This is a genomic window from Streptomyces venezuelae (genome assembly GCF_008642335.1).
GTDB classification, from domain to species: Bacteria; Actinomycetota; Actinomycetes; order Streptomycetales; family Streptomycetaceae; genus Streptomyces; species Streptomyces venezuelae_F.
The window spans coordinates 2,349,003-2,373,791 of record NZ_CP029191.1 but is presented as its reverse complement, the minus strand read 5'-3'; the positions used below and the strand labels follow the sequence as shown (position 1 = coordinate 2,373,791).

27 protein-coding genes and 1 tRNA gene are annotated in these 24,789 nt (G+C 72.5%); 9 read left to right on the top strand and 19 right to left on the bottom strand.

Annotated elements, in window-relative coordinates; all coding sequences use genetic code 11:
- The first annotated feature begins 8 nt into the window (after positions 1-8).
- A complete protein-coding gene (locus DEJ49_RS10615) occupies positions 9-251 on the top strand; it encodes an FmdB family zinc ribbon protein (protein WP_150183906.1) in 243 nt (80 codons plus the stop codon).
- Between the two features lie 214 nt (positions 252-465).
- On the opposite strand, the gene DEJ49_RS10610 is transcribed toward DEJ49_RS10615, so the two are convergent.
- From DEJ49_RS10610 to DEJ49_RS10595, 4 genes are all read right to left on the bottom strand, one after another.
- Positions 466-1,458, bottom strand: coding sequence for a sugar kinase (locus DEJ49_RS10610; protein ID WP_150183905.1), 993 nt, complete (start codon positions 1,456-1,458; stop codon positions 466-468).
- The gene (locus DEJ49_RS10605) at positions 1,455-2,114 is read right to left on the bottom strand and encodes a bifunctional 4-hydroxy-2-oxoglutarate aldolase/2-dehydro-3-deoxy-phosphogluconate aldolase (protein WP_150183904.1); all 660 of its coding nucleotides are present in this window, start codon (positions 2,112-2,114) and stop codon (positions 1,455-1,457) included. Before DEJ49_RS10605 ends, DEJ49_RS10610 begins: the two co-directional genes overlap by 4 nt.
- A 346-nt stretch (positions 2,115-2,460) precedes the next feature.
- A complete protein-coding gene (locus DEJ49_RS10600; RefSeq protein ID WP_411757151.1) occupies positions 2,461-3,930 on the bottom strand; it encodes a hypothetical protein in 1,470 nt (489 codons plus the stop codon).
- Between the two features lie 77 nt (positions 3,931-4,007).
- Positions 4,008-4,883, bottom strand: a complete 876-nt coding sequence (locus tag DEJ49_RS10595) for a DUF4097 family beta strand repeat-containing protein (RefSeq protein ID WP_150183903.1) — start codon at positions 4,881-4,883, stop codon at positions 4,008-4,010.
- Between the two features lie 199 nt (positions 4,884-5,082).
- Here DEJ49_RS10595 and DEJ49_RS10590 point away from each other — a divergent pair.
- Positions 5,083-5,154, top strand: a tRNA-Val gene (locus DEJ49_RS10590).
- Between the two features lie 108 nt (positions 5,155-5,262).
- On the opposite strand, the gene DEJ49_RS36730 is transcribed toward DEJ49_RS10590, so the two are convergent.
- A complete protein-coding gene (locus tag DEJ49_RS36730; protein ID WP_263398786.1) occupies positions 5,263-5,391 on the bottom strand; it encodes a hypothetical protein in 129 nt (42 codons plus the stop codon).
- 33 nt (positions 5,392-5,424) lie between these two features.
- Between DEJ49_RS36730 and DEJ49_RS10585 the strand changes: the two genes are divergently transcribed.
- Entirely contained in the window at positions 5,425-6,309 is an 885-nt protein-coding gene (locus tag DEJ49_RS10585) for a PRC and DUF2382 domain-containing protein (protein WP_150183902.1), read from the top strand.
- Positions 6,310-6,422: 113 nt separating this feature from the next.
- Here the strand turns inward: DEJ49_RS10585 and DEJ49_RS10580 are convergent, their stop codons facing one another.
- Positions 6,423-6,731 (bottom strand): hypothetical protein, encoded by a 309-nt coding sequence (locus tag DEJ49_RS10580; protein WP_150183901.1) that lies wholly within the window; start codon positions 6,729-6,731, stop codon positions 6,423-6,425.
- An 81-nt stretch (positions 6,732-6,812) separates the two neighbouring features.
- Entirely contained in the window at positions 6,813-7,169 is a 357-nt protein-coding gene (locus DEJ49_RS10575) for a hypothetical protein (RefSeq protein WP_150183900.1), read from the bottom strand.
- Positions 7,170-7,284: 115 nt separating this feature from the next.
- Between DEJ49_RS10575 and DEJ49_RS10570 the strand changes: the two genes are divergently transcribed.
- Positions 7,285-7,512 (top strand): DUF2277 domain-containing protein, encoded by a 228-nt coding sequence (locus DEJ49_RS10570; protein WP_150183899.1) that lies wholly within the window; start codon positions 7,285-7,287, stop codon positions 7,510-7,512.
- A 28-nt stretch (positions 7,513-7,540) separates the two neighbouring features.
- Here the strand turns inward: DEJ49_RS10570 and DEJ49_RS10565 are convergent, their stop codons facing one another.
- Positions 7,541-8,167, bottom strand: a complete 627-nt coding sequence (locus DEJ49_RS10565; protein ID WP_150183898.1) for a DedA family protein — start codon at positions 8,165-8,167, stop codon at positions 7,541-7,543.
- A 237-nt stretch (positions 8,168-8,404) separates the two neighbouring features.
- On the opposite strand from DEJ49_RS10565, the gene DEJ49_RS10560 reads away from it, so the two are divergent.
- Positions 8,405-9,043 (top strand): superoxide dismutase family protein, encoded by a 639-nt coding sequence (locus DEJ49_RS10560; RefSeq protein ID WP_223832789.1) that lies wholly within the window; start codon positions 8,405-8,407, stop codon positions 9,041-9,043.
- Positions 9,044-9,148: 105 nt separating this feature from the next.
- On the opposite strand, the gene DEJ49_RS10555 is transcribed toward DEJ49_RS10560, so the two are convergent.
- From DEJ49_RS10555 to DEJ49_RS10540, 4 genes are all read right to left on the bottom strand, one after another.
- Positions 9,149-9,604 carry a DoxX family protein gene (locus DEJ49_RS10555; protein WP_150183897.1) on the bottom strand — a complete coding sequence of 152 codons (456 nt, stop codon included), beginning with the start codon at positions 9,602-9,604 and terminating at the stop codon, positions 9,149-9,151.
- A 79-nt stretch (positions 9,605-9,683) separates the two neighbouring features.
- Positions 9,684-11,603 (bottom strand): FAD/NAD(P)-binding protein, encoded by a 1,920-nt coding sequence (locus DEJ49_RS10550; RefSeq protein ID WP_150183896.1) that lies wholly within the window; start codon positions 11,601-11,603, stop codon positions 9,684-9,686.
- Positions 11,604-11,733: 130 nt separating this feature from the next.
- Positions 11,734-13,398, bottom strand: coding sequence for an alkaline phosphatase D family protein (locus DEJ49_RS10545; protein ID WP_150183895.1), 1,665 nt, complete (start codon positions 13,396-13,398; stop codon positions 11,734-11,736).
- A gap of 119 nt (positions 13,399-13,517) precedes the next feature.
- A complete protein-coding gene (locus DEJ49_RS10540) occupies positions 13,518-14,189 on the bottom strand; it encodes an HNH endonuclease family protein (RefSeq protein ID WP_150183894.1) in 672 nt (223 codons plus the stop codon).
- A gap of 531 nt (positions 14,190-14,720) precedes the next feature.
- Between DEJ49_RS10540 and DEJ49_RS10535 the strand changes: the two genes are divergently transcribed.
- A complete protein-coding gene (locus tag DEJ49_RS10535; protein WP_150183893.1) occupies positions 14,721-15,302 on the top strand; it encodes a TMEM165/GDT1 family protein in 582 nt (193 codons plus the stop codon).
- A gap of 218 nt (positions 15,303-15,520) precedes the next feature.
- The gene (locus DEJ49_RS10530; protein WP_150183892.1) at positions 15,521-16,210 is read left to right on the top strand and encodes an HAD-IA family hydrolase; all 690 of its coding nucleotides are present in this window, start codon (positions 15,521-15,523) and stop codon (positions 16,208-16,210) included.
- A gap of 58 nt (positions 16,211-16,268) precedes the next feature.
- Here DEJ49_RS10530 and DEJ49_RS10525 read toward each other — a convergent pair whose 3' ends face one another.
- Complete coding sequence (locus tag DEJ49_RS10525) at positions 16,269-17,216, bottom strand: peptidoglycan-binding domain-containing protein (protein ID WP_150183891.1); 948 nt, start codon at positions 17,214-17,216, stop codon at positions 16,269-16,271.
- Between the two features lie 164 nt (positions 17,217-17,380).
- On the opposite strand from DEJ49_RS10525, the gene DEJ49_RS10520 reads away from it, so the two are divergent.
- The gene (locus DEJ49_RS10520) at positions 17,381-19,450 is read left to right on the top strand and encodes an MFS transporter (RefSeq protein WP_150183890.1); all 2,070 of its coding nucleotides are present in this window, start codon (positions 17,381-17,383) and stop codon (positions 19,448-19,450) included.
- Between the two features lie 42 nt (positions 19,451-19,492).
- Here the strand turns inward: DEJ49_RS10520 and DEJ49_RS10515 are convergent, their stop codons facing one another.
- The 4 genes from DEJ49_RS10515 to DEJ49_RS10500 all read right to left on the bottom strand — a co-directional run bounded on the left by DEJ49_RS10515 (position 19,493) and on the right by DEJ49_RS10500 (position 21,616).
- Complete coding sequence (locus DEJ49_RS10515) at positions 19,493-20,023, bottom strand: GNAT family N-acetyltransferase (protein ID WP_150183889.1); 531 nt, start codon at positions 20,021-20,023, stop codon at positions 19,493-19,495.
- 76 nt (positions 20,024-20,099) lie between these two features.
- Positions 20,100-20,417 carry an antibiotic biosynthesis monooxygenase family protein gene (locus DEJ49_RS10510; protein WP_150183888.1) on the bottom strand — a complete coding sequence of 106 codons (318 nt, stop codon included), beginning with the start codon at positions 20,415-20,417 and terminating at the stop codon, positions 20,100-20,102.
- A gap of 127 nt (positions 20,418-20,544) precedes the next feature.
- Positions 20,545-20,922 (bottom strand): hypothetical protein, encoded by a 378-nt coding sequence (locus tag DEJ49_RS10505; protein ID WP_150183887.1) that lies wholly within the window; start codon positions 20,920-20,922, stop codon positions 20,545-20,547.
- Complete coding sequence (locus DEJ49_RS10500; protein ID WP_190329311.1) at positions 20,915-21,616, bottom strand: hypothetical protein; 702 nt, start codon at positions 21,614-21,616, stop codon at positions 20,915-20,917. Before DEJ49_RS10500 ends, DEJ49_RS10505 begins: the two co-directional genes overlap by 8 nt.
- Before the next feature lie 238 nt (positions 21,617-21,854).
- On the opposite strand from DEJ49_RS10500, the gene DEJ49_RS10495 reads away from it, so the two are divergent.
- A complete protein-coding gene (locus DEJ49_RS10495; RefSeq protein ID WP_150183886.1) occupies positions 21,855-22,247 on the top strand; it encodes an FHA domain-containing protein in 393 nt (130 codons plus the stop codon).
- A 23-nt stretch (positions 22,248-22,270) separates the two neighbouring features.
- Here DEJ49_RS10495 and DEJ49_RS10490 read toward each other — a convergent pair whose 3' ends face one another.
- Together DEJ49_RS10490 and proP are read right to left on the bottom strand one after the other, a co-directional pair.
- The gene (locus DEJ49_RS10490) at positions 22,271-22,948 is read right to left on the bottom strand and encodes an O-methyltransferase (protein ID WP_150183885.1); all 678 of its coding nucleotides are present in this window, start codon (positions 22,946-22,948) and stop codon (positions 22,271-22,273) included.
- A gap of 219 nt (positions 22,949-23,167) precedes the next feature.
- Positions 23,168-24,598: a glycine betaine/L-proline transporter ProP gene (gene proP, locus DEJ49_RS10485; RefSeq protein WP_411757150.1), complete on the bottom strand. Its 1,431-nt coding sequence runs from the start codon at positions 24,596-24,598 to the stop codon at positions 23,168-23,170.
- Positions 24,599-24,789 lie beyond the last annotated feature (191 nt).

Sequence of the window (24,789 nt, the reverse complement as noted above, 5' to 3'; positions counted from 1 at the left end):
CTGGGCCCATGCCTCGTTACGAATACCGGTGCCGGTCCTGTGGTGACACGTTCGAGCTGTCGCGCCCGATGGCGGAGTCGGGGGCGCCGGCGTCCTGCCCTGCGGGGCACGAGGACACGGTGAAGCTTCTGTCCACGGTGGCGGTGGGTGGCTCGGCGTCGGCGTCCTCCTCGTCCTCCTCGTCCTCCTCGTCCTCGCCTGCGGCGGGCGGGGGCGGGGGCGGGTGCTGTGGGGGCGGGTGCTGCGGCTGAGGCGGTGAGCCGGGGGTGCGGCTGCGGGTCCGTCGTGGCTGGTCGCGCAGTTCCCCGCGCCCCTGAGTAGTCCACCTTGGCCTGCGCTGCTGAGTAGTCCGTCTTGGCTTGCGCCGCTGAGTGGTCCGCCTTGGCCTGCGTCGCCGAGTGGCTCGCCTTGGCCTGCGTCGCTGGGTGGTCCGTCCGAGTGGGTGCCGTAGGCGTGATTCCGTCGTCAGCGGACCACCGTTCCCGGGGCCGCGGACAGCAGCGTGAGCTCCTGTCTCGTGGGGGCTCCCTCCCAGTCGCCTCGGGAGGCCACCGCGAACGCGCCCGTCGTGATGGCGCGGTCCAGGCGCGTCGCCACGTCCGCGCCGTCGAGCAGGGCCGACAAGTAGCCGGCCACGAACGCGTCGCCCGCCCCCACCGCGTCCACCGCGTGGACCTGCCGTGCGGGGGAGTGCAGCGTGTCGTCCGCCGTGTGGACGGTGGCGCCCCGGGAGCCGAGCTTGACCACGAGTTCGCGGACTCCCTCGGCCAGGAGGGTCTTCTCCGGCTCGGTGTCCGAGGACGGGGACGACGGGAGGCACAGGGGGAGTTCGTCGTCGGAGGCGATGAGTACGTCGACATGGGGGAGCCAGCCGCGGAGCTCCGCCGACGCCTGCTCCGCACTCCACAGGCGGGAGCGGAAGTTCACGTCCAGGCAGACCTGCGTGCCGTGGTCGCGGGCGAGCCGCAGGGCACGTCGGCACGCCTCCGCCGCCGACGGGCCGAGGGCCGGGGTGATGCCGGTGAGGTGCAGGACGCGCGGCGCGCCCGCCGCGAACGCCGCGTCCACCGCGGCGGGGGTCAGTCGTGAACCCGCCGAGCCCGCACGGTAGTAGTGCACGCGGGTCACATCGGGCAGCCGGGGCTCGAAGAGGAGCAGCCCCGTCGGCGCCGACGGATCCCGCGTCGCGGCGCCGACGTCGACGCCCTCCGCGCGCAGCGTGCGCAGCACCAGTTCGCCGGCCTCGTCGTCGCCGACCGCCCCCGCCCAGCGGACGGTGTGGCCGAGGCGCGACAGGCCGATGGCGACGTTGCTCTCGGCGCCCGCGACGGAGACGTCCAGGGAGCCGCCCAGCTTGAGGGGCCCGCTGCCGCGCAGGGCGACCATGGTCTCGCCGAGGGTGAGAACGTCGGGAGAGGGGGAGTGAGGGGCGCGGGAGGCGTCGGGGGGTGTGCTCATCGGGCCGTCGCCTCCTCCGCCACTCGTACGAACTCCGCCGCCCGCGCGCGCAACTCGTCCAGGTCGCCGCCGTCGGCCGCGTCGCCGATCAGCGGTGAGCCGACGCCCACCGCCACCGCGCCCAGCTCCAGGTACGCCTCCGCGGCCACCGCGTCGACGCCGCCGACCGGCACGAACGGGACGTCCGGGAAGGGGGCGCGCAACGCCTTGAGGTAGGTGGGGCCGCCCATCGCCGACGCGGGGAAGACCTTCAGCGCCGTCACGCCCGCGGCCCGGGCCGCGATGACGTCGGTGGGCGTGAGGACGCCGCCGAGCACCGGGAGGCCGAGGCGTACGGCCTCGTCGACACCCGCGCCGAGACCGGGCGTGACGATGAGGTTGGCGCCCGCGTCGGCCGCGCGGCGCGCGTCGTCGGCGGTGAGGACCGTACCGGCGCCGAGCCACGCGTCCGCGCCCAGCTCGGCCCGCGCCCGCCGCAGCACGCCGAGCGCGTCGGAGCCGCTGAGGGAGACCTCGACGAGCGGGATGCCGGACTCCACGAGCGTCATGACCGTACGGAAAGAGGCGTCGGGATCGGAGCCGCGCACGATGGCGACGAGACGCCGCGCCCGAAGAGCCGCGGCAAAGGACGGGGAGGACGGGGCAGAGTCGAGCATCTCCCCACATTCGCACAGCCGTTTGCAACGAAGTGACCCGGGTGCCACGCGAAACGGAGGGGCGCGGGGACTCTGCGGAACGGGGGCGGGGCGTCAGTCGCCGTCAAGGGCTTGGTGACTCTGCGGAACGGGGGGCCGGGGCTGGTCGCCGTCAAGGGGCGCGGGGAACTGCGCGATCAACCACGACGCACCCGCACCCGAGGGACGCCCCGAGGGACGCGGGGACTCAGCGGAACGGGGGGCGGGGCCTCGGTCGCCGCTAAGGGGCGCGGGGAACTGCGCGATCAACCACGACGGACCCGCACCCGAGGGACGCCCCCAGGGCGTGGAGGTCCGGCCGCCGCCGTCACGCGCCCTGCCCCCGCTCCTCCCGTATCCGCGCGACCACACGCGCCACCGTCGCGCGGACCGCCTCGGTCTCGGTCAGGAAGTGCCAGTAGTCGGGGTGGCGGCCCTCCAGGGACGCGACCGCGCGGTCCAGGCGGGCCACGGACTCGTCGAGCGGGCGGGCGTGCCGCTGCTCGGGCGTCTGGCGGCCCGCCATCGCGAGGCGCTGCGCGTCCCGGATCGCGAAGCGCGTGCGCTCGATCTCCTGCTGCGGGTCCTTGGAGACCGCGTTCAGCCGCTGGAGGCGGTCGCCCGCCGCGGAGACCGCCTCGTCCGTGGTGTTCAGGAGCGCCCGGACCGTGGAGAGCCGCGAGGTCGCGTCGGGCCAGCGCTGCTCGTCGCGCGCCCGCTGGGCCTCCTTCAGCTTGGCCTCGGCCTGGCGCACGTTCTCCGCGGCCTGGTCGGGGACGTGCTGCAGGTCCTGCCAGCACGCGGCGGTGAACCGGCGCCGCAGCTCGCTGAGGACCGGGTCGACCTGGCCCGTACGGGTCGTGAGGGCTTGCGCGCGGGTCCGCAGCGAGACCAGGCGCCGGTCGATCTCGGCGGCCCGCTCCGGCAGCCGCTCGGCCTCGGCGCGCACGGCTTCGGCGTCCCGCAGGACGCGGTCGGCGCGCTGCAGCGTCTCCGGCACGCCGTGGCGGCCCGCGCCCTGGTTGAGCTTGGTCAGCTCGGGGCCGAGGGCCGCGAGGCGGGCGGCCAGGTCGTCGGCCTTCAGGCCGGCCGCGCGCACGGAGTCGAGGGCGTTGCTCGCGGCGAGCAGCGTCTGGCGGGCCCGCTCCACCGCGGGGGCGAGCCGGGCGAGCTGCGTCTCCGCCTTGTCGAGGAGCGGCCCGAGGCCCTGCTGGAAGCGCTCCAGGTCCTGCTTGGCCTTGCCCAGCTCCGTCTTCGCGGCGGTGAGCTCGGTCCTCGCGCGGGCGGCGACGGAGGATTCCAGGTCGTCCCGGTCCAGGTCGTGGGCGTCCACCGCGCTGATGTACTGGTGGCTGACCTCGTCGATGCGGTGCCCGATCGCCTCGAAGTCGGAGACGGCGCGCTGGGCCGCGGGCGAGGAGTCGACGGCGACGATCGTCTCGATGGAGATGCGGAGGTCGCGTTGGGCGGTGTCCAGTTCGTAGAAGGCCGCCGCGGCGGCGTCCTTCGCGGCCTGCGCCTCGGCCCGCAGACTCTCGCTCCGGCCGCCGAACCAGCGCCGGGTGCCGCCGCCGGCGAAGGCGGCGGGGACGGCCAGGGCGAGCAGCGGCAGGGAGAGGGTGACGGCGGTGACGAGGGCGAGGGTGTCACGCAGCGGGCCGGGGCGCGCCCGCCCGCGGAAGGGACGGGGAGCCCGAGCCGCGGAAACCCCGGTCGCCCCCTCTGCCTCACCCGTGCCCGTCGTGCCTCTGATCCCCGCTCTGTCCGGTGTGTACGGCTGCGAAGGTGTCGCCGTCACTATCCCTCTCCCGTGCTGTCATCCGCCCTGCCCGGTGTCACATTCTCCCACCGGTTGAAGACGAATACACGGGCCCGTTAGTTCGCGCTGCGCACCGTGACTTTGCCGTCGGCGCTGTGGACGGAGACGTGGTGGGGGCTGCTGTCGTCCTTGGGCACCGACACGTCGACGGCGCTGTCGGAGGTCTCGGTCCGTACGTCGTACCGAACGCGTTCGCCGTCCTCCGACCCCGGCACCGCGATGTCGACGGAGCCGTCCTTGCTGTGGGTCTCGATGCGGTCCGGCACGGAGGCCAGCTCCAGCCGTACGGACCCGTCCTTGGCGTCGACGCCCACGTGCCGGGAGGTCACGCCGCGCGCGGTGATGGACCCGTCGGAGCTGCGCAGGTCGAGGCGCCCCTCGACCCCGTCGACGGTGATCGACCCGTCGGAACTGTGCAGGTCGAGCGCGGCCCCTGCGTCCTTGACGGTGACGGAACCGTCCCTCGTACGCACCTTCATCGCGTCCCGGAACCCGCTCGCCGTGACCCGGCCGTCCTTGTTCTCGACGTTCACGGAGACCCCGCGGGGCACCTCCACGCGGTGCTTCGCCGAGCAGTTGGCGATGATGCCGGAGCACGACATGCCGAGCTTGAGCCGGTCGCCGTCCATCTCCCACGTCACCTTGGGGTCGCCGCCGAGCACGGTCTCGCCGTGGAACCAGCGGGTCACCTTCACCCCCTTGGCGCCCCGGCCCGCCGGGACCAGTTCGAGCGACGAGTCACTGGACTCGACGGTCAGCGTCTTCCCCGCCAGCGCGAACGTCCGGTGCTCCGGCTCCGTGTCGTCGTCGGCGTCTGCCCCGCACGCGCCGACGAGCAGGACGACGGCCACGGTTCCGCCGACGGCGGCGAGGGCGCGGTGGGCGCGGGCAGCCCGTGGACGGCGGGTGCGGGCGACGCGGACGACGGTCATGGCGGGCTCCCCCTGGAATGATCTTGCTCTCTCCGGCAGACTCTACGGAACCGCCCGGGGCGGGAGAATCCGGGCGGCCGCAGAATCCGGGGTGGGGTTAACCCCCGGACGCCCGCCCCCCGCGCCGCCCTCCCGGCGGCGACGCAAAAGGGGTTTGCGGGGCACTGCCTGCGGCAAGGTAGGCTGTCCACTCGTTCCCGGGCGCGTAGCTCAGGGGTAGAGCGCCTCCCTTACAAGGAGGATGTCGGCGGTTCGAAACCGTCCGCGCCCACCGGGTAGTACAGCAACGGAGCCCCTCACCACACAGTGGTGGGGGGCTCCGTCGCGTTACCCCGAATGGGCTAACCGGACGGGGAGGGGCCAGATCGCATCGATCGCCTCAGGCGTGCCGCTGCGCGGCCTTCGCGGCGCGCTGCGTGTACGTTCCGTCACTTTCCTGGTTGCGGTGTGCCGGGACGCGGCGCGCGATGGAGGGGAAGCGTGCGTCTGCCGTGGCGAGTAACGACATCGCCCGTCGCGCGCTCCGAGGGAGTGATCACCCATGACGCAGGGCGAAGGCTTCACCAACCCCGACGGGCTCACGGGCCTGACGGCCTACGACCGCACCGGCGAGAAGATCGGCAGCGTCGAGCAGGTCTATCTCGACGACCGCAGCGGCCGCCCCGAGTGGGTCACCGTCAAGACCGGTCTCTTCGGCATGAAGCAGAGCTTCGTCCCGCTCGCCGGGGCCCGCCGCCAGGACGACCAGCTGCACGTGGCGACGACCAAGGAAGCCGTGAAGGACGCTCCCCGCATCGACGCCGACCAGCACATCGACCCCGGCGAGGAGCACGAGCTCTACGCCCACTACGGGCTGACCCGGCCCGAGGCGACCAACCGCGGTGCGGCCGGCCGTGCGCCGGCGGCCGGGACGCGTGGCCGTGAGGGCATGCGCGAGGGCATGGCCGGTGCGGGCGCGGGTGCCGGCATGGTCGGAGCGGGCGCCGCGAGCCGCTCGACGGGCCGCGACGACACCAAGTCCGACGAGATGATCCGCTCCGAGGAGCGGCTGCGCGTCGGCACGGAAGAGGAAGTGGTCGGCCAGGCGCGGCTGCGCAAGGTCGTCGTCACCGAGGACGTGAAGACGTCCGTGCCGCTCTCGCACGAGGAGGTCCGTGTCGTCCGCGAGCCCATCCGTGAGGGCGACGGCACGCGCGCGACCATCGGCGAGGCCGAGGCCGAGGTGACCCTGCACGCCGAGAAGGCGGTCGTCCGCAAGGAGTCCGTGCCGGTCGAGCGCGTACGCCTGGAGACCGAGCGGGTCACCGAGACGCAGGAGGTCTCGGACACGGTGCGCAAGGAGCAGATCGAGTACGACCGCGCCAAGGGCGAGCGCGGCGCGAAGGGCGAGGGCTGGCGCGACCGGAAGCAGGGCCCGCGTCACTGACGACGTGCCGACCGCGCAGACCGCGCGTAGTGCGCGAATGCCGTGCCGGTGTGCCGAAGGCCCCCCGCCGATTCAGGCGGGGGGCCTTCGTGTCGTCTCGTGGCGAGGTCAGGTCAGCGGCCGGATCCCGGGTGCGTTCTGCGGTACCTGCGGTCCCAGCGTTCCTGACGCTCCTTGCGGATGCGGTAGTCGCGGTAGGTCTTGGGGTAGCCGCCGCCTCCTCCTCCGCTGCCGCCGCCTCCACCCATGCCTCCGCTGCTGCTCGCGGCGCCGCCGCCCGGACCGCTCTTCTTGGCGGCGGAGCCGCCTTCGTAGAAGCGCGCCAGGTAGAAGGCGAGTGCCGCCGCGGCGAGCCAGAGCAGTGGCTGGCTGAAGCCCAGGCCCACGAGGGCCAGGATCGCGACGACTATCAGGACGTTCAAGGCTGCACCTCCGTGGCTCGAAGGGGGCTCTCGTGCGTGGCTGATAGCGAGTCAACGCCCGCCTTCTGCGGCTGTCAATGGCTAGGAAGTGACGGACTCGTCCGGCGTCTCGTGGGCGTGTTTCAGCGCAGCGCGCGCGGCAACGTTGTCGGGTCCCGTGACCTGTTCCCAGTACGTGTGGCACGTCACGAAAACGGCCAACTCCCGCTCTTTCGCGCGCAGTTCCTCGACCTCGGCCTGCTCTTCCGGGCTCCACCCCGGGGAGGCGGGGCGTTCCGTTCTGCGCCAGCCGGTGGAGTCGCTGAACCCGTCGTGGGGCTCGACCGACCAGGGCAGGCGTTTGAGCAGCGCCAGGAGCGCGGAGCGGACCTGGTGCAGTTCCTCCTGGCCGGCGAGGAGGTCGCTCGGGAAGTCATGGGGGGCTGGGGTGGCAGGCACGCCGTAATGGTACTCCTGTTCGAATTACGTGTGCGAGTGAAGCGTGCGAACGATCGAGCCGACTTCGTGGAGGGCGTACGGGGACGGGGGCGAGTCGCGGTGGCAAGCTGGAGGCATGTGCCGAAGCATCAAGACGCTCCGTCCGCCCGCGATCCCCGAGGACGCCACGGAGGACGAGATCCGCGCGGCCGCGCTCCAGTACGTACGCAAGGTCTCCGGCTTCCGCGCCCCCGCCGCCCACAACCGCGAGGTCTTCGACCAGGCGGTGGACGCGGTGGCGCAGGCTACGGCGGAGCTGCTGGCGGGGCTGGAGGTACGGGGGAGCGCGGCGCGGGCGTCGTAGGCGTGTCGTACGCGTACGGCGCGTGCCGTCAGCCCGGCGTCGTCGTCGGCTTCGGGCGGCGGACCAGGAAGGCCGCCCCCGCCCCCGCCGCGAACAGGGCGAGCAGCGAGACGCCCGTCGCCAGCCAGGTCGCGCCCAGCCACTGCGCGCCGAAGTAGCCGAGGGCGACGCTGTAGCCGGCCCACGCCACGCCCGCCAGGGCGGACCAGGGCAGGAACTCGCGGACCTTGCGGTGGGCCGCGCCCGCGCCGAGGGAGACGATCGAACGGCCGGCCGGTGCGAAGCGGGCGATGACGACCAGGACGCCGCCGCCCCGCGCGAGCGCCGTGCCGAGGCGTTCCTGCGCGGTGGTCAGGCGCCGGGAGCGGGCGATGGCGCGGTCGAGCCGTTCGCCGCCGCGCCAGGCGAGCCGGAAGGCGACCATGTCGCCGAGCACGGATGCCGTGGCCGCGCAGAGCATGAGCATCATGATGTCGGGCACGGCGTGCGGGACCTGCCCCGCCGCCCCCGTCCCCGCCGCCGCGGCAGCGGTCGCCGACATGATGACGATGACCCCGCTCGGCAGGACGGGCACGAAGACGTCGAACAGGACGGACAGGGCAACGACCGCGTAGATCCACGGACTGCCGGTCAACGCCCCCACAACTTCAAGCACCGTAACTCCCCGTTACTCCCCGATCGGCAGCGCGTTGCCGCTGTTGTCGCGGAGAACGGCAGGGGCGGCCTTGGTGACAGCTGTACAGCGTACGCGGCGTGCGGGGCACAGAGATCCACTGGGGCTTAGATGTTCCCTACATCACGTTCACCCGGCTGCCTCCCCCGATGCGGCGTACGGCCCCGAAGTCCCGTACGAACGAGTAGGACGCGGCACGAGCGAGGGACGGAGCGGGCGATGGCGACGGTAACGGTGGCAGGGTCGCGGATGGCGGCGGGTGCGGTGGCGGTGGCGGCGATGGTGCTGGCCGCGGGCGCGGTGCCTGCGGGGGCGGTGCCCGCGGGCGCGGCCGACGCGGCGGCCGGGTCCGCCTGGTCGAGGGCCGAGGCGTGGTTCGCGCCGCCCGCCGCCTTCATCCCGTCACCCGCGGTGACGTACGACACGGCTCTGGTGCCCGCGGGGTCCTGGATCGAGGTCGTGCAGCGCAGCGTCGAGGGCGGCGGGACGACCGTGACGCTGCGGGTCAAGGGGATGAAGGCGGGGCACGCGTACGGCGTGCACGTGCACCAGAAGCCGTGCGCGGCGAAACCGGAGGCGGCGGGCGGGCACTACCAGCACCGCGTCGACCCGGTCCAGCCCTCGAAGGACCCCGCCTACGTCAACGCGAAGAACGAGGTGTGGCTCGACTTCACCGCCGGAACGAACGGCTCCGGCAAGGCGACCGCACGGCACGACTGGGGCTTCAGGCCCGGCCAGGCGGCCTCCGTCGTGCTGCACGACGAGCCGGGCGGCGCCGGTGACCGGGCCGCGTGCTTCACGGTGCCGTTCGCGGCCCTGTCCGAGGACCAGAAGTCGGGCGGGGCATGGGGGGCCTGAAGAAAGCGGCCGGGACACAGGGCGGTACGTACGGCGACGGCGCCCTTCTCCCCGTACGTATCGGGGAAAAGGGCGCCGTCAGGTGTGCCGGAGCGCGTCGCGCGGTCAGGCCGCGACCGGCGTGCGCTTCGCGTCCGCGTCCTCCTTGTCGCGGCTCTCGCCGCGCGCGGCGAAGAGCCGGTCGAGGCCGAGCGCGCCGGACCCGGTGAAGACGAAGAGCAGCATCGCCCAGCAGAAGATCGCGGCGGCCTCGCCGCCGTTCTCCATGGGCCACAGGGCCTCGGGCTGGTGGACCTTGAAGTAGGCGTAGGCCATCGAGCCGGACGAGATGAACGCGGCGGCGCGGGTGCCGAGGCCCAGCAGGACCAGGATGCCGCCGACGAGCTGGATGACGGCCGCGTACCAGCCGGGCCACGTGCCGGCGTCGATCGTGCCGCCGCCCGCGGCGCCGCCGAGGACGCCGAAGAGCGAGGCGGCGCCGTGGCAGGCGAACAGCAGGCCGATCACTATGCGGAACAGGCCGAGGGCGTAGGGCTGGGCGCTGTTGAGACGTCCAGTCATGGTGGGGGACTCCTTCGGTTGGGGGACGGTAACCGAGCGGAGGCCCAAGATTAGGGCAACCTAATTAGTGCTTGCAAGTTCAACATTCGGTCATTCGGAGATTCCGCTTCGGCTCGGCGCCGGGGGCGGGCGGCGCCGTGGCGGTGCCGGCGGCCGTACGCAGGGCGGCCCGCGCCACCGCGTCGGCGTCGGACAGCGTGACCGAGTCGACGCCGGGTCTCGCACCGGCCGCGGTCACCCAGTGGACCCCTTCCGTGGGCACCCCGAACGCGAACAGGCGGCCATGGGGACGTCCTTGACGGTCGATCAGATGGTAGGGCCGCGGCGACACGTCCAGGCCTCCGGTTTCATACCCGTCGACCACATGGGCCCGGCATCTGCCGTCCGCGAGGAGGCGCCGCAGCAGGGCGTCACCGGTGCGCCGCAGGTCGGGCTCGGGCAGCCGGGCCTCGATGAGGGAGGTGACCCGGACGGCCGAGTCCGGCACGTCGGGGGAGTGCGCGAGGAAGGACCCACCGTCGGGCCGCACCGTCAGACGCGGTCCCAGCACGTCAAGGACCCCCGCCTCGATCAGGGCCACCATCTCCTCGATGCGGCGGCGCGGCGGGCCGATGGAGAGGAAGGCGTTGAGCGGGGTGTACCAGCGGTCGAGGTGGTCGCGGCGCGAGACCCCGGAGAGCCCCCCGTGGTCGACGACGCCGCGGAGTTCGTTGCGCAGGTCGCGGAGCACGTCGAGCGCGGCCTTCAGCGGCCCCGCGACGTTGCCGAGCGCGGCCTGCGCGGCATCCTCGCGCAACCGCCCGAGCAGCCACGCGCGGTGGTCCCGCGGCGAGGCGAAGGGGAGGGGCGGATGCGGCGCGGAGAGCCGCCCCCAGGACCAGCGGTCGGCACCGTCCACACCGAACTCGTCCAGCACGAGGCGCTCTTGGGGGCTCCCGTGCTCGGCGGCGAGAAAACGCTCCCGGAAGTCACGCCCGCCCCGACCCTCCAGCAGCGCCACGTAATAGACCGTCTCCACCTCCTTCGCGATCAGCGGCCATATCTCGGCGAGGAAGTCGGGCGCGTCGCCGCTGTCCGCGCGCTTGCGGAAGCGGGCGACCGCGTCGGCGGTGAGGACGGCCGGCTCATGGCGGCCGTAGGGGCCCTTCGCGTTGTCGCCGCGTGCCTGGTACGGGACGCCGCGCCGCGACCCCGCGTACAGGCGCGGCTCGCGGCCCGACGGCTCATACCGCAGGGTGCCGTGGGGCGTACGTGCGTACCGGCCGCCGCGGGCCTCCGTCAGGAGCGCCATGTGGTCGAAGAAGTTGAGACCGAGGCCGCGCAGCAGGACCCGCTCGCCGGGGGCGATCACGGACAGGTCCAGGTCGGCGGGGTTGGCGGGCGGGAAGTGGCGCAGGCCGTGCCGGGCCACATGGGCCGTCAGGCGCCGCTGCTCCGGGCCCGCGGCCGTCGGCAGATGGCCCTGCGCGAGGACGACCGCGGAGAGGCCGGACAGTTCGAGACCGTCGTCCAGTACGAGGGTCTGCAGGCCGTCGGCCGTCTCGTCCAGGCGCACGGCACGCGCCGCGTGCACCCGGACCCGCACCGTGCCGGGCGCCCGCCGCACCGCCTCCGCGAAGACCCACTCCAGGTAGCGGCCGTAGCAGGCGCGGGTCGGATAGTCGTCGGGCCCGAGCCCCGGCACCCGCCCCTCGGCGGCCCACTCGTACAGGCTCGGGCCCGTGCGTATCGGCCCCGAACAGTCGACGCTCGCGTCGGTGAAGAGGGTCACCTGGGAGGCGACCGTGTTCATCAGGAGCTCGGCGGGCTGCGTTGTACGCCAGACGCGGCCCGCGCCCGGCGGGTCCGGGTCGACGACGTGGACCGTCAGGTGCGTGCCGGGCGTGAGGAGCTCGGCCGCCGACGCGCAGAGCCGTTCGAGCACGCTGGTGCCGCGGGGGCCCGCGCCGACGAGGGCGAGCGCACGTATACGTACGGGCGGAGACGTAGACGTAGACAAAAGCGTGACTCCCGGGGCATTGAGGACGCTGGAACCGGATGGTCCGCCTCATCATGCCGTCGGTGCCCCCGCCGCCGAACCCCGGACGTGTAAGGGACTCGTGCCGCAGCGACACGGCCCCTTCACGCATTCACGAAAGCCGCCTCTCCTCCGCCGTCTCGAGTCGTACGCCCCCGCCCCGCACCGCTCGCGCCTGATCCAGCCGCAGCCGCGCCGAACGGCCGCGCAGCGTCAGGGTCATGAGCTGGTTGCCGAACCAGGGGCCGCCCGTCCTGTGCCAGTCGATGCCCGCCTGCGACACCGCGGCGTGCCGGGCGAACCGCCGTCCGAGGCGACGCCCCACTCGGCTCCAGCCGAAGCGGAAGCCGAGCCTGATCGATCTGGGGATGGAGTTGTGGACCGGCGAGCAGGTCAGCTGGAGCACTCGGGCATCCGGCCCGTCGCCCGCGGGCCAGCTCGGCTCGGCGACGTAGGCGTGGTGGACGTCGCCGGAGAGCACGCACACCGTCGCGGGCGCCCCCGGCCCCGAACCGGCCTCCGCGATCAGCGCGGTCAGCGCCTCGAAGGAGGCGGGGAAGGCGGCCCAGTGCTCCAGGTCCGAGCGCCGGCGCAGGTTCTCCCCGAACCGGGCCCACCGCTCGCCGCGCGCACCGCGGCACAGCGCGGCGTTCCACCCCTCGGCGTCATGGATGAGGTGGGGGAGCAGCCACGGCAGCGAGGTGCCGATGAGGAGGTGGTCGTACGTCCCCGGATCCGCGAGCGCCTGCTCGCGCACCCACTCCGCCTCGGCGGCGTCGAGCATCGCGCGCTCGTCCTCCGCGAGGACGCGGGCCGCGCGGGTGTCCACCATGAGCAGCCGGACCCGCCCGAAGTCCCGCCGGTAGCTCCAGCGGGCGGCACCCGCGTCCGCGTCGGCCGACGCGGCGAAGGCGCGCAGCACGTCGGTGCCGTCGCGGGCCGCGCACACGGAGGCGTAGAGCTTGTCGCGCGCCAGTTCGTCGGGCGGCAGATTGCCGAGGTGCTGGTGGACCCAGTACGACATGAGGCCGCTCAGGATGCGCTCGCGCCACCAGGGCGTGGCCCGCATCTCCGCGACCCAGGCCGCGCTGGTGTTCCAGTCGTCTATCACGTCGTGATCGTCGAAGACCATGCTGCTGGGCACGGTCGACAGGAGCCAGCGCACCTCGGGGTCCAGCCAGGACTCGTAATAGAGGTGCGTGTACTCCTCGTAGTCCGCGACCTGCGTGCCCGGGGGGTCCGTGAGATCGCGGCGGGCGGCGAGCCAGCGCTGGGTGGCCTTGGAGGTCTGGTCCGCGTACACCTGATCGCCCAGGAGCAGCAGGACGTCCGGGCGCTCGGCGGCCGGGTCGGCGGCGATGCGGGCGGCGAGCGTGTCCAGCGCGTCGGGCCCCACGGGGTCGTGCTCGCCGGACGGCGGGGCGGCCCACCGGCACGAGCCGAACGTGACCCGAAGCTCCGGGTCGCCCTCGCCGGGCTCCGCGGGCGTGCGGATGGTGCTCGCGGGGAAGGGCGAGTCGGGCAGCGGCCACACGGCGGCCCCGGCCCCCGCGCCGGCGCCGAGCCGCACCTCGTACGCCGTCTCCGTGCCCGGTGTCAGTCCGGTGACCGGGACGAGGGCGTAGTGATGGCCGGCGATCTGGAAGGTCCGGGCCGTGCCGCCCGAGCCGTCCGCGCACCGCACCTCGGCGGTGCAGGGCCGGTCGGCCTCGACCCAGACGGTCGCCGTGGAACCGTCGACGTACCTCAGCAGTGGACCCAGGCGCAGCCGTGGCACAGGTGATCACCCTCCTCCGTCGCCCCGTACGGTACGGAACGACGGGGAGGGGCGGGCCGGTTCCGCGAGAACGGGTTCGGCGGTTGTGGCGAAACCCGTCCGGCGGTTGCGGGAACGGTTCAGCAGCCGCTGAGGATCGAGGAGAGCTTGCTCTTCTCCTCGGTGTTCACGCTCAGCTTGTAGTGGTGCTTCACGTCCACCCACATCCGGGCGTAGTAGCAGTGGTACGAGGCGGTGGGCGGCAGCCACTCCGCCGGGTCCTTGTCGCCCTTGGCCTGGTTCACGTTGTCGGTCACGGCGATCAGCTGCGGCCGGGTCAGGTCGTTGGCGAAGCCCTCGCGCTGCGCGGTGGTCCAGCTGTTCGCGCCGGACTTCCACGCCTCGGAGAGCGGCACGACGTGGTCGATGTCGAGGTCGGACGCGACGGTCCAGGTCGCGCCGTCGTAGGCGGACTTCCAGGTGCCGGAGGTGGCGGCGCAGCTGGAGTCCTGCTGGACGTTCGTGCCGTCGCGCTTGAGGACGACCTCGCGCGTGTTGCAGGCGCCGGACTGCGTCTTCCAGTGCGGGAACTTGTCGCGGCTGTAGCCGTCGGAGGAGCCCTCGGCCTTGACGGTGAGGTCGCCGAGGTAGGTCCGTGCGGTGGCGGCGCTGACCGGAGCCGGGGGAGCGGCCTGGGCGGAGGTGCCGGTGAGGAGGGTGGCGGCGGTGGCCAGGACGACGGCCGCGGCGGCGAAGGCGGGGCGGGTGCGCCGGGTGCGGTCGGTGCTTCGACGCGCGTAGACAACGGGCATGCGAACTCCCTTGATGTGGGGGGCGGTTGACCGGTGGGGCGGCCAGAGTCGCGGGTCGGGGTTACGGACGGATGTGCGTCTAGTGACAGGGTCGCGTCAAGGAGGTGCCGACTTCAAGGGTTCTGGCGGGGCGTCAAGTGCATTGGCTGGGACGGAAGTTGCATTTCCGTACGAACGAGCGCGGTCGCGTGACCCAGGTCACTCCGGCGCGGGCCGGAAGTCCCTGATCGCGACCCCGTGCGCCGTCCCGTACGATGGATGGCGCAGAAGGGGAGTAGCTCTTCGCCGGACCGTCGACATACTGCTCAGCTCGTCTGAGCCGGCGCCCGGAGGCAGGCCCCGTGGGGCAGGCCAGCGAGACCTTCGGCAAGCAGTGCAGGCGTACGCATGACGCGTACGTCGTGACGTCCACATCCGTGTACGTCCAGACGTCCACACCCGTGTGCGTCCGTGTGCGCTGCCGTGCCGAGGTGTCGTACGCGAAACGGTGGAACACTCTCGGTGGGGCGGCCCCGACCGATTGAGGAACCCTTGATCAGCTTCAGCGTGATGGCGCTCGTCTTCGGCGTCGTCTTCCTGGCCGAGCTGCCGGACAAGACGGCACTGGCCGGTCTCGTCCTCGGCACGCGCTACCGCGCCTCCTACGTCTTCGCCGGCGTCGCCGCCGCCTTCCTCGTCCACGTGGTGCTCGCCGTCGCGGCGGGCAGCGTGCTGACCCTGCTCCCGCAGCAACTGGTCCACGCCCTGACCGGCGTCCTCTTCCTGGCCGGTGCGGCGATGCTGCTGCTCAAGGGCGGTGACGACGACGAAGAGGTCAAGCAGCCGGAGAACCAGAGCTTCTGGAAGGTGTCCGGCGCGGGCTTCATGCTCATCCTCGTCGCCGAGTTCGGTGATCTGACGCAGATCATGACCGCGAACCTGGCCGCCCGCTACGACGACCCGATCTCCGTGGGGCTCGGCGCGGTGCTCGCCCTGTGGGCGGTGGCCGGGCTCGGCATCGTCGGCGGCAAGGCGCTGATGAAGCGGGTGCCGCTGGCGCTCATCACGAAGATCGCGGCGCTGCTGATGCTGGGGCTCGGGGTGTGGAGCCTTTACGAGGCGATCGCCGGGTGACGGTCGGACGCGGGTTCGCGGGTGTGCCGGGTGGGGCGGGCGCGCCGAGTTGAGGCCGTCCCATTTGGGCCGCCTTGGCCGGTGTGACCTGCGGCGTTGGCTTTTGCCGCCCGCGTTTTGTACCGTGCAGGAACAAAGTGGCTCCGCCCGTACTCCCTGACCGGCGGGCGGGGCCGCCTTGATCTTCCGCCGCCGCCCCTGCGCTCTGGAGCACTTCAATGACGGCCACGGCCACGACCGCCGACCTTGTCGCACCCGTCCTGACCGCCCGCGCCGTCCTCCTCGACATGGACGGCACCCTCGTCAACTCCGACGCCGTCGTCGAACGCTGCTGGCGGCGCTGGTCCGCGCGGCACGGCCTCGACTTCGACGAGGTCATCAAGGTCGTCCACGGGCGCCAGGGCTACGCGTCCATGGCGGTGCTGCTGCCCGAGCGCCCCATGGAGGAGAACTACGCGGAGAACCGCGAGATGCTCGCCGCCGAGACCGCCGACATGGAGGGCGTCGTCCCCGTTCCGGGAGCCCCCGCGTTCCTCGCGGCGCTGACCGACCTGCGCCTGCCGCACGCGCTCGTGACCTCCGCCGACGTGCCGCTCTCCACGGGCCGCATGGCCGCGGCCGGGCTCGCCCTGCCGGACGTCCGGGTGACCGCGGAGAGCGTCGGCGCGAGCAAGCCCGACCCCGAGGGGTTCCTCAAGGGGGCGGCGGCGCTCGGCCTCGACCCGGCCGACTGCATCGTCTTCGAGGACTCCGAGGCGGGGATACGGGCGGGGCAGGCGGCCGGTATGCGCGTCGTGGGCGTGGGCCCGCGTGCGGGGCGGTTCGGTCCCACGGTGCACGTCGAGGACCTGACGACGGTGGGTGTCGCCGACGCGGGCGACGGGTCGATACGCCTCACGTTCGGCTGAGCCGAGGCTTGGAGGCTCCGGGCGCCCCGTCGGTCGGGCTTACGTCATCCGGGTTCCGTCACCCGGGTTCCGTCGTCTCCGACTCCAGGCTGCGGCGCGTCTCGCGTCCGTACTCGCCCTGCGGGTCGTCCCTCAGGCCGCGGGCCCACTGGTAGCGACGTACGGCGGCCGTGACCTCGTACGTGTACGAGCCGTCCCGCTCACCCACGTACAGGTACAGCTGCGCCAGCCTGTCCTGCAACTCCCTGACCTGCGCTCCCTTGTCTCCCTGCCGCAACGTGACGTCGGCCGTCCCGCGCGGCGGTGACGCGGACGTCCCGACCGACCCCGACGCCCGTGCCGTCGACGGCGGTCCGGACGAGGGCGGGGACGAGGACGGGGGCGCCGTCGACGAGCGGGTGGACGACGGTGACTGCGAGGAGCGGGCGCTCGGCGGGGCGGAAGGGGTGCGCGAGGACGACGCGGGCGCGTTCGCGGAGGGCACCGCGGGCTTCGTGGGGTCCGCGTACGCCGACGTGAGGTCGTCCGGGAGCGCCCTGTCCCGGGTCGGCCCGTCCGCGGCGGAGGAGAGCAGCCCGACCGCGAAGACGGTGGCGGCGGTCACGGCCGTGACGGCACCGGCGAGGGCGAGCAGGGCGAGGGGGCGTTTGCGGAGGCTCCGCTTCTCGTGCGGTTCGGCGTCGGCGTTCCCGTGGAGGTCGGCACGGGCTTCCGTGCCCTTAACCGTGCCCGTACCCGTGCCTGCCTCCGCCTCCGTACCGGCACCGGTGGGCGCGTCCCCTTCCGTGGCGAAGGAACGTACGCCGTCGTCCTCGGGCCGTTCGGAGGACGACCCGGCGGGGTCGGGCAGCGAAACGTACGGCCGTATGCGCAGCGGATCGAAGTCCGCGGCGGCCGCACCGGCGGCGGACCGGGCCCTCGCCCGCTCCACGCCGTCACCCGCCCCGCCACCTTCGGCCGCAGCTTCGGCCTCAGTGGGTCGCTCCCCGTCTCCTTGACCGGCCACGCCCGCCCCTCCCCTCGTACGTCCCGTCCCGTCCCGCCGTCCGCCATCCGTCGTCCCGCCCGCCCCCGGAGCTCCAAGGATTATGCAGAGCCTCGCTTCAACAGGCCATAACGGGAGACACGGACCAGGATGGTAAGAGAACGCGGACCCCTCGGGAGGTGTCCATGTCGCAGGACGTCAGCGCCCGCCCCACCGGGGAGGGACCCGGCCCTGTCCCCGTACACACAGGCAACGGGCATCCGCCCGGAGGCGTACTGATCTCCATCGGCGCGCTGCTCCTCGGCATGCTGCTCGCGGCGCTCGACCAGACGATCGTCTCCACCGCGCTGCCGACGATCGTCAGTGACCTCGGCGGCATGGACCATTTGTCGTGGGTCGTCACCGCGTACATGCTGGCCGCGACGGCCGCGACGCCGCTGTGGGGCAAGCTCGGCGACCAGTACGGCCGCAAGAAGCTGTTCCAGACCGCGATCGCGATCTTCCTGGTCGGCTCGGCGCTGTGCGGCATGGCGCAGAACATGCCGCAGCTCATCGGCTTCCGCGCACTGCAGGGACTCGGCGGCGGCGGTCTGATGGTGCTGTCGATGGCGATCGTCGGCGACCTCGTCTCGCCGCGCGAACGCGGCAAGTACCAGGGCCTGTTCGGCGCGGTCTTCGGCGCGACCAGCGTCCTGGGACCGCTGCTCGGCGGACTCTTCACGGAGCACCTCAGCTGGCGCTGGGTCTTCTACATCAACCTGCCCATCGGCGTCATCGCGCTCGTCGTCATCGCCACGACCCTGCACATCCCGGTGCGCGGCACCCGGCACACCATCGACTACCTGGGCACGTTCCTCATCGCCTCCGTGGCCACCTGCCTCGTCCTCGTCGCGTCGCTCGGCGGCACCACGTGGGCATGGGGGTCGGCGCAGATCATCGGGCTCGCGGTGCTCGGCGTGGTGCTGGCCGCGGTGTTCGTGGCGGTGGAGCGCAGGGCCGCGGAACCGGTCCTGCCGCTCAAACTCTTCCGGATCCGCACCTTCACGCTGTCCGCGGTGATCAGCTTCATCGTGGGCTTCGCGATGTTCGGGGCGATGACGTATCTGCCGACCTTCCTCCAGGTCGTGCAGGGAGTCACGCCCACGATGTCGGGCGTCCACATGCTGCCGATGGTGGCGGGCATGCTGCTTTCCACCACCGCGTCCGGGCAGATCGTCAGCCGTACGGGCCGCTGGAAGGTCTTCCCGATCGCGGGCACGGCCGTCACCACGATCGGCCTGGTCCTCCTCCACCAGCTGGACGAGAACAGCGGTACCGCCGAGATGAGCGCCTTCTTCTTCGTCTTCGGCCTGGGACTCGGCCTCGTCATGCAGGTCCTCGTCCTCATCGTGCAGAACGCCGTCAGCTACGAGGACCTGGGCGTCGCCACGTCCGGCGCGACGTTCTTCCGCTCCATCGGCGCGTCCTTCGGTGTCGCGATCTTCGGCACGATCTTCACGAACCGGCTCGGCGACAAGCTGACCGACGCGCTCGCCGGGCAGCAACTGCCGCAGGGGCTGAGCGTGAGCACCCTCAAGGCGGACCCGCGCGGCATCGCACGCCTCCCGGCAGACCTGCGCCCCGGCGCCCTGCACGCCTACGCCTCGTCGATCACGGACGTCTTCCTCTACGCGGCGCCGGTCGCCTTCGCCGCCTTCGTCCTCGCCTGGTTCCTGCGCGAGGACAAGCTGCGCGCCTCGGTCACGGCGCCCGACCCGACGCAGACGCTGGCCAGCAATCCGGTGGAACGTTCGTCGTACGACGAGTGCGCGCGGGCCCTTTCGGTGCTGGGGACGCGCGAGGGCCGGCGCGCGATCTACGAGAAGATCACGGCGCGGGCCGGCCACGACCTGCTGCCCGCGTCGAGCTGGCTGCTCCTGCGCATCGCCCGCCACGGCTCCGTCGAACCGGGCGTCCTGGCCCAGCGGACCACGGTGCCGCTGACCGTCATCACCGCGGCCGCCCGCCAGGTCGAGGAACGGCGCCTCGCGCGCCGACGCGGCCTGGAGATGGTGCTCACCCCGCAGGGCCACGAGGTCGCGGCCACGCTGGCCAAGGCGCGCGAGGAGTCCCTCTCGGAGCTGCTCGGCGACTGGTGGCACCCCGACCGCCCCACGGACCTCGGCCGACTGGTCGAGGAGCTCAGCTCGGAACTGTGCGGCTCGGAGTCGGAGCGGCCACGGGGAGACGGCGCGACGGTGGTACGCGTGGCGTGACGGTGGTACGCGCGGCGTGACGCCGTGAGCCGCCGACAGATGTCAGCCAAGCACCTTGGCGAACCAGTGCTCGGCGTACGGCCGTTCGGTCAACGGCTCGGTCTCCTCGTAGCCGTGCCGCGCGTACAGCGCACGGGCCTCCACGAGGTCGGTCCGGGTGTCGAGGATGAGACGCCCGGCCCCCAACGCCCGGGCCGCGTCCTCGGCGGCGGCGAGGAGGACGGCGGCGCCGCCCTTGCCGCGCATGTCCTCGCGTACGAACACGCGCTTGAGCTCGGCGGTCGAGGCATCGAGCATCCGCACACCGGCGGTACCGACGGCCTCCCCGCCGTACCGCGCGACCAACAGCACCCCGCCCGGCGCCGAGAGATCGCCCCCGGACTCGGCGGCGATCTCCCGCTCCAGCTCCGCGGGATCCGTGACCCGCCCCTCGTGCAGCAGATACCAGCGATCGCTGACCTCGGTGTAGTACGCACGCCAGAGCGCACGGGCGACATCGGAGTCATACGCCTCGGCCGCGACACTCCAGATCGCGGATTCGGCGGCGGGGGCGACGGTGACAGGATCGGTCATACGCGCATTCTGGGCGGAGGGGGACGGGGTCGCGCAACGGATTAAGCACCCGTCCCACCACCCGCGGCGTCGCGCGCTACTCGCCCTTGGGCGCCGCCTGCTGGACTACCTCGAAGGACCAGACCGAGGAGCCGCTCGCGGCGGGCTTCGGGCGGTCGCCGGTGCCCTGGTGGGCCGACTTCATGGGGCCCTCCATCCAGGCCTGGAACGACTCCTCGTCACGCCAGCGCGTGTAGACCAGGTAGTCGTCGGTGCCCTCGATGGGGCGGAGGAGTTCGAACCACTCGAAGCCGTCGGAGTTCTCCACGGCGCCGGCGCGGGAGGCGAAGCGCTTTTCGAGGGTTTCGCGCTGGTCGGCGGGGACGGTGAGGACGTTGATCTTGACTACGCTCATACGGCCATCCTGCCGTACGGGGGTGTCGGAGCGGCGTGAGCCCCGGGGCCCCGCGGCCGGATGTCACGGAGGTCCGGCGGGTGGGGCCCCGGGGCTCGGTCCGGGGGGCCTGTGGACAGGGGTGCCGTCACAGGCGCAGGAGGCGTTCCGCTGTCTCGCGGTAGTCCTGGAGGGCCAGGCGGAGTTGCTCCGTGTCGCCTGCCGGGGGTGTTGCCGCGGGGGTGGTGCCGGTGGCGGTGCCGGCGGCGGGGCTCGCCGGGGTGTCGGGGGCGGTCGGGGGGACCTCCGTCGCGTGGGACTGCCATGTCGTTCGCAGGGCGTTTCGGCGCTCCGTCAGCGTGTGGGTGAGGTCGGCTATCGCCTCCTCCAGGATGCGGTCCGCGTTCTCGACCGCGTCGCGGGGGCTGTCGACGAAACCGTTGACGGCGTTCTGGAGGCGCAGGGTCAGCTTGTCGCGCGCGTCGATCGGGAAGAGAGCGGTCCCTTCGGGATGTACGTCAGCCATGCTGGACCCCCTTGTGGGTGATGCCGGTCGAGTGCTTGCGGGTGTCGTGCCGGCCCGTCGTGGACGTCGTGGGCGTCGCGTCGGCGTCGGAGCGGTGCTCCGCCACCAGCGCCTCGAAGAGCCCGCGCGCCTCGAGCAGCGCCGCGCGCATCTCCTCGGTGCCGGCGCCGCCGGTGCGCTCCACACCCGTCGCCTCCGTGCCCATGGGGTCCGTGCCCATGGTGCCCGTCGTGCCGAGGGCCGCGCGGTGCACCTTGCGGTAGCCGTGGACGTGGTGGGCGTGGTGGACGGAGAGCGCGTCGATCTGGTCCTCGTAGTGCCCGGCGTCGGGGAAGCCGCGGGCGCCGGCCAGCTCGGCGATGAGGCGGTCCGCCTCGGTCACGGCCTCGCGCGGGGAGTCGACGAAGCGCTCCTGGGCGACGGTCCAGCGGGCCGTGTACTGCTCACGCGCGGCGGCGTCCAGCGGCCGCACACGCAGGGAACCGTGGCGCTTCACCCGCTCGCCGAGGTCGCGCTCGGCGGCCTTGGTGTCGCCGTCGTGGCGGGCGACCGCGCGGTCGTACTCGGGTCCGAAGCGGCGCTGCAGTCCGCGCCTGCCGCCCGCACCCTGTTGCCTGCGGTTCAGCACGACGAACGCGGCGGCGGCGATGACTACGACCGCCACGATCAGCAGAATGATCATGAGTGTGGACATGGGTGGGTGCCCTTTTCGGCTCGGGGATCGGCCTGGGGCGCGGGGCCCGGCAGGGGCCCCGACACCCGTTCCCCGGAACGAGTTGCCCGGAATCGGGCCGCCAAACGGGGGCTGTGCGTAGCCTCGGTCCACGGGCTTGGGTCTGGGGTCCTCAGTCCGCTTGGCGGCCCATAGGATGCGGCAGCGCGAGAACCGCCGGACACGTGCGCGCCGTGGTGAGTCGAAGGAGCGTGCCTACGTGCTGGAACTGACCATGGCCTCGGTGTCCGAGGCGGACGCGGGCGCCACCGCGGGCATGCTGATGGCCGAGGCGCCGAGCCGGCCGGGTGCGGTGCTGCGGGTCGGGCGGGACAGGAACGTGTGCCGTCTGGTGACGCCCGACGACTGGCTGTTCGTCTCCCGTACGCACCTGGAGTTCCGCTGCGGGCCCGACGGCGCGTGGTCCGTGAGCTGGCTGCGCGGTTCGAACCCCGATCCGGCTTCCGAGGTGCGGCTGCTGTCCGGTGGTACGGCGCGGTCCCTCGCGTACGGAGGGGCCGCGCCGTTGCCCCGGGGCGGCTCGGGCGAGATCGTCATCCAGGAACGGTCCGGGCCGCGGAGCGTGAACGTCGGGTATTTCCACGAGGGTTGAGGGGGTAACCCGCCAGTGCTGGGTCAGGCGAGTACGCGGGCCAGGGCGAAGCCGTCGTAGCCCTTGCTGCCCACCGTCTGTACCGCCGTGCCGGTCAACTTGGGGTGCTCCGCGATGAGTTCGAGTGCGGAGCGGGTGCCGAGGATCGCCGGGTCGGTGCCGTCGGCGTCGGCCACCGCGCCGCCCCGTACGACGTTGTCGAGGATGATCAGGCTGCCGGGGCGGGTCAGTTCGACCGCCCACCGCAGGTAGTGCGCGTTGTTGGCCTTGTCGGCGTCGATGAAGACGAGGTCGAAGGGCTCGGGGTGCGCGGCGTGTTCGGCGCCGAGCACGGTGAGCGAGTCCAGGGCGGCGCCGACGCGGACGTCGACGATCTTGTCGAGTCCGGCGCGGGCGAGGTTGCCGCGGGCCACGTCGGCGTGCGCGGGGTTGTACTCGAGGGTGACGAGACGGCCGTCGGCGGGCAGGGCGCGGGCCAGCCAGATGGTGCTGTAGCCGCCGAGGGTGCCGATCTCCAGGATGCGGCGGGCGCCCTGGATCTGGGCGAGGAGGTGGAGCAGCTTGCCCTGGTTCGGGGCGACGGCGATGCGGGGCAGGCCGGCGGCGTCGCTGTCGCGCAGGGCGGCGGTCAGGGCGTCGTCGGCGGGGGCGAGGAGGTCGGTGAAGTAGTCGTCGACGGAGTCCCACTGTTCCTGGGTCATGTGGCCGGGGGGTCCCTTCGGCTGAGCGGTGGTCGGACTGTGCGACTGTCCCGTCAGTTTCTCAGGTCGCCTTGCCGGCGGGGGCGGGATCCCTGCGGGGCGGTGGGGGTTGATCGCGCAGTTCCCCGCGCCCCTTAAAGATTGCGCAGTTCCCCGCGCCCCTGAGTAGTCCGGTCCTCAGCCACGTCCGGGCCGCTCGCCGTCGCGGGCTGCGCGGTGTCAGTCGGTCGGGCGTAGAGCCATCGTTCGCGCCTCGGCGGGCGTCTCCACCGCCGGCGGCGAACCCGGCAGTGGCTTGCGGGCCGATTCCGTCATGTACCAGACGGCGATTCCGCCGATGACCGCCGCCGCCATCATGTAGTACGCGGGCATCATCTTGTCGCCCGTCGCGCCGATCAGCGCCGTCACGACCAGCGGTGTCGTGCCGCCGAAGACGGAGACGGAGATGTTGAAGCCGATGGAGAGGGAGCCGTAGCGGACCTTCGTGGGGAAGAGGGCCGGGAGGGCCGACGGCATCGAGGCCGTGAAGCAGACCAGGAGCATGCCGAGCGCGCCGAGGCCCAGCGCGATCGCCCACAGGGACCCGTTGCGGATCAGGAGGAGTGCCGGGACCGAGAACAGGAAGAAGCCCGCGCAGCCCGCGGCGATGACCGGACGGCGGCCCACCCGGTCCGTGAGCGCCCCCATGAAGGGCTGGGCGCACATCATGAGCGCCATGACGGCCAGGATGACCAGGAGGCCGTGCGTCTCGTCGTACTTGAGCTCACTGGTCAGGTAGCTCGGCATGTACGACAGCAACATGTAGTCCGTGACGTTGAAGACGAGGACCAGACCCATGCAGAGGAGGAGGGCCTTCCACTGGCCCGTGACCATGTCGCGCAGCCGCACCTTCGCGCGGGTCTGCTCGGACTGGTGGGCTTTCTCGAGTTCCGCGGCGAACGCCGGGGTCTCCTCCAGCTTCATGCGGAGGTAGAGGCCGATGAGGCCCATCGGGCCCGCGATCAGGAACGGGATGCGCCAGCCCCAGGACAGCAGGTCGTCGGAGGAGAGCAGGGCCGTCATCAGGGTGACCAGGCCCGCGCCGCCGATGTAACCCGCCAGCGTGCCGAACTCCAGCCAGCTGCCGAAAAAGCCCCGCTTCTTGTCGGGCGCGTACTCGGCGATGAAGGTCGAGGCGCCCGCGTACTCGCCGCCCGTGGAGAAGCCCTGCACGAGGCGGGCCGCCAGGAGCAGGACCGGCGCCCAGACGCCGATCGACGCGTACGACGGGATCAGGCCGATCGCGAACGTGCCCGCCGCCATCATGATCATGGTGAGCGCGAGGACCTTCTGGCGGCCGACGCGGTCGCCGAGCGGGCCGAAGACCATGCCGCCGAGCGGCCGGATCAGGAAGGCCGCGGCGAACGCGCCGAACGTGGAGAGCAGCTGCGCCGTCGGGTTGCCCGAGGGGAAGAAGACCTTGCCGAGCGTCACGGCGATGTAGCTGTAGACGCCGAAGTCGAACCACTCCATCGCGTTGCCGAGGGCGGCCGCCTTCACCGCGCGCTTCACCATCGCGGGGTCCGTGACGGTGACCTCGGGAGTGACCTCGGGCAGGGGTGCGTCCGACGGCTCGGGCTTCCGTAGTGCGACGGGGGTGGCGCTCGCCAAGGGTTCGCTCGCCTGCTTTCGGTCGACGACAAAGACAGGGGCCGCACCCGGTCACCCGGAGCGGCCCGAAAAGCGACCATAGGGGCAAGCGGCGTCATTACGGTCGGTGTCCGGTCGGCCGCACAGTGCCGCAAAACCGCTGCTATGCAGGTCAAACGGCTTTTCCCCAGGTGGGGCCAGTTATGCGGCCA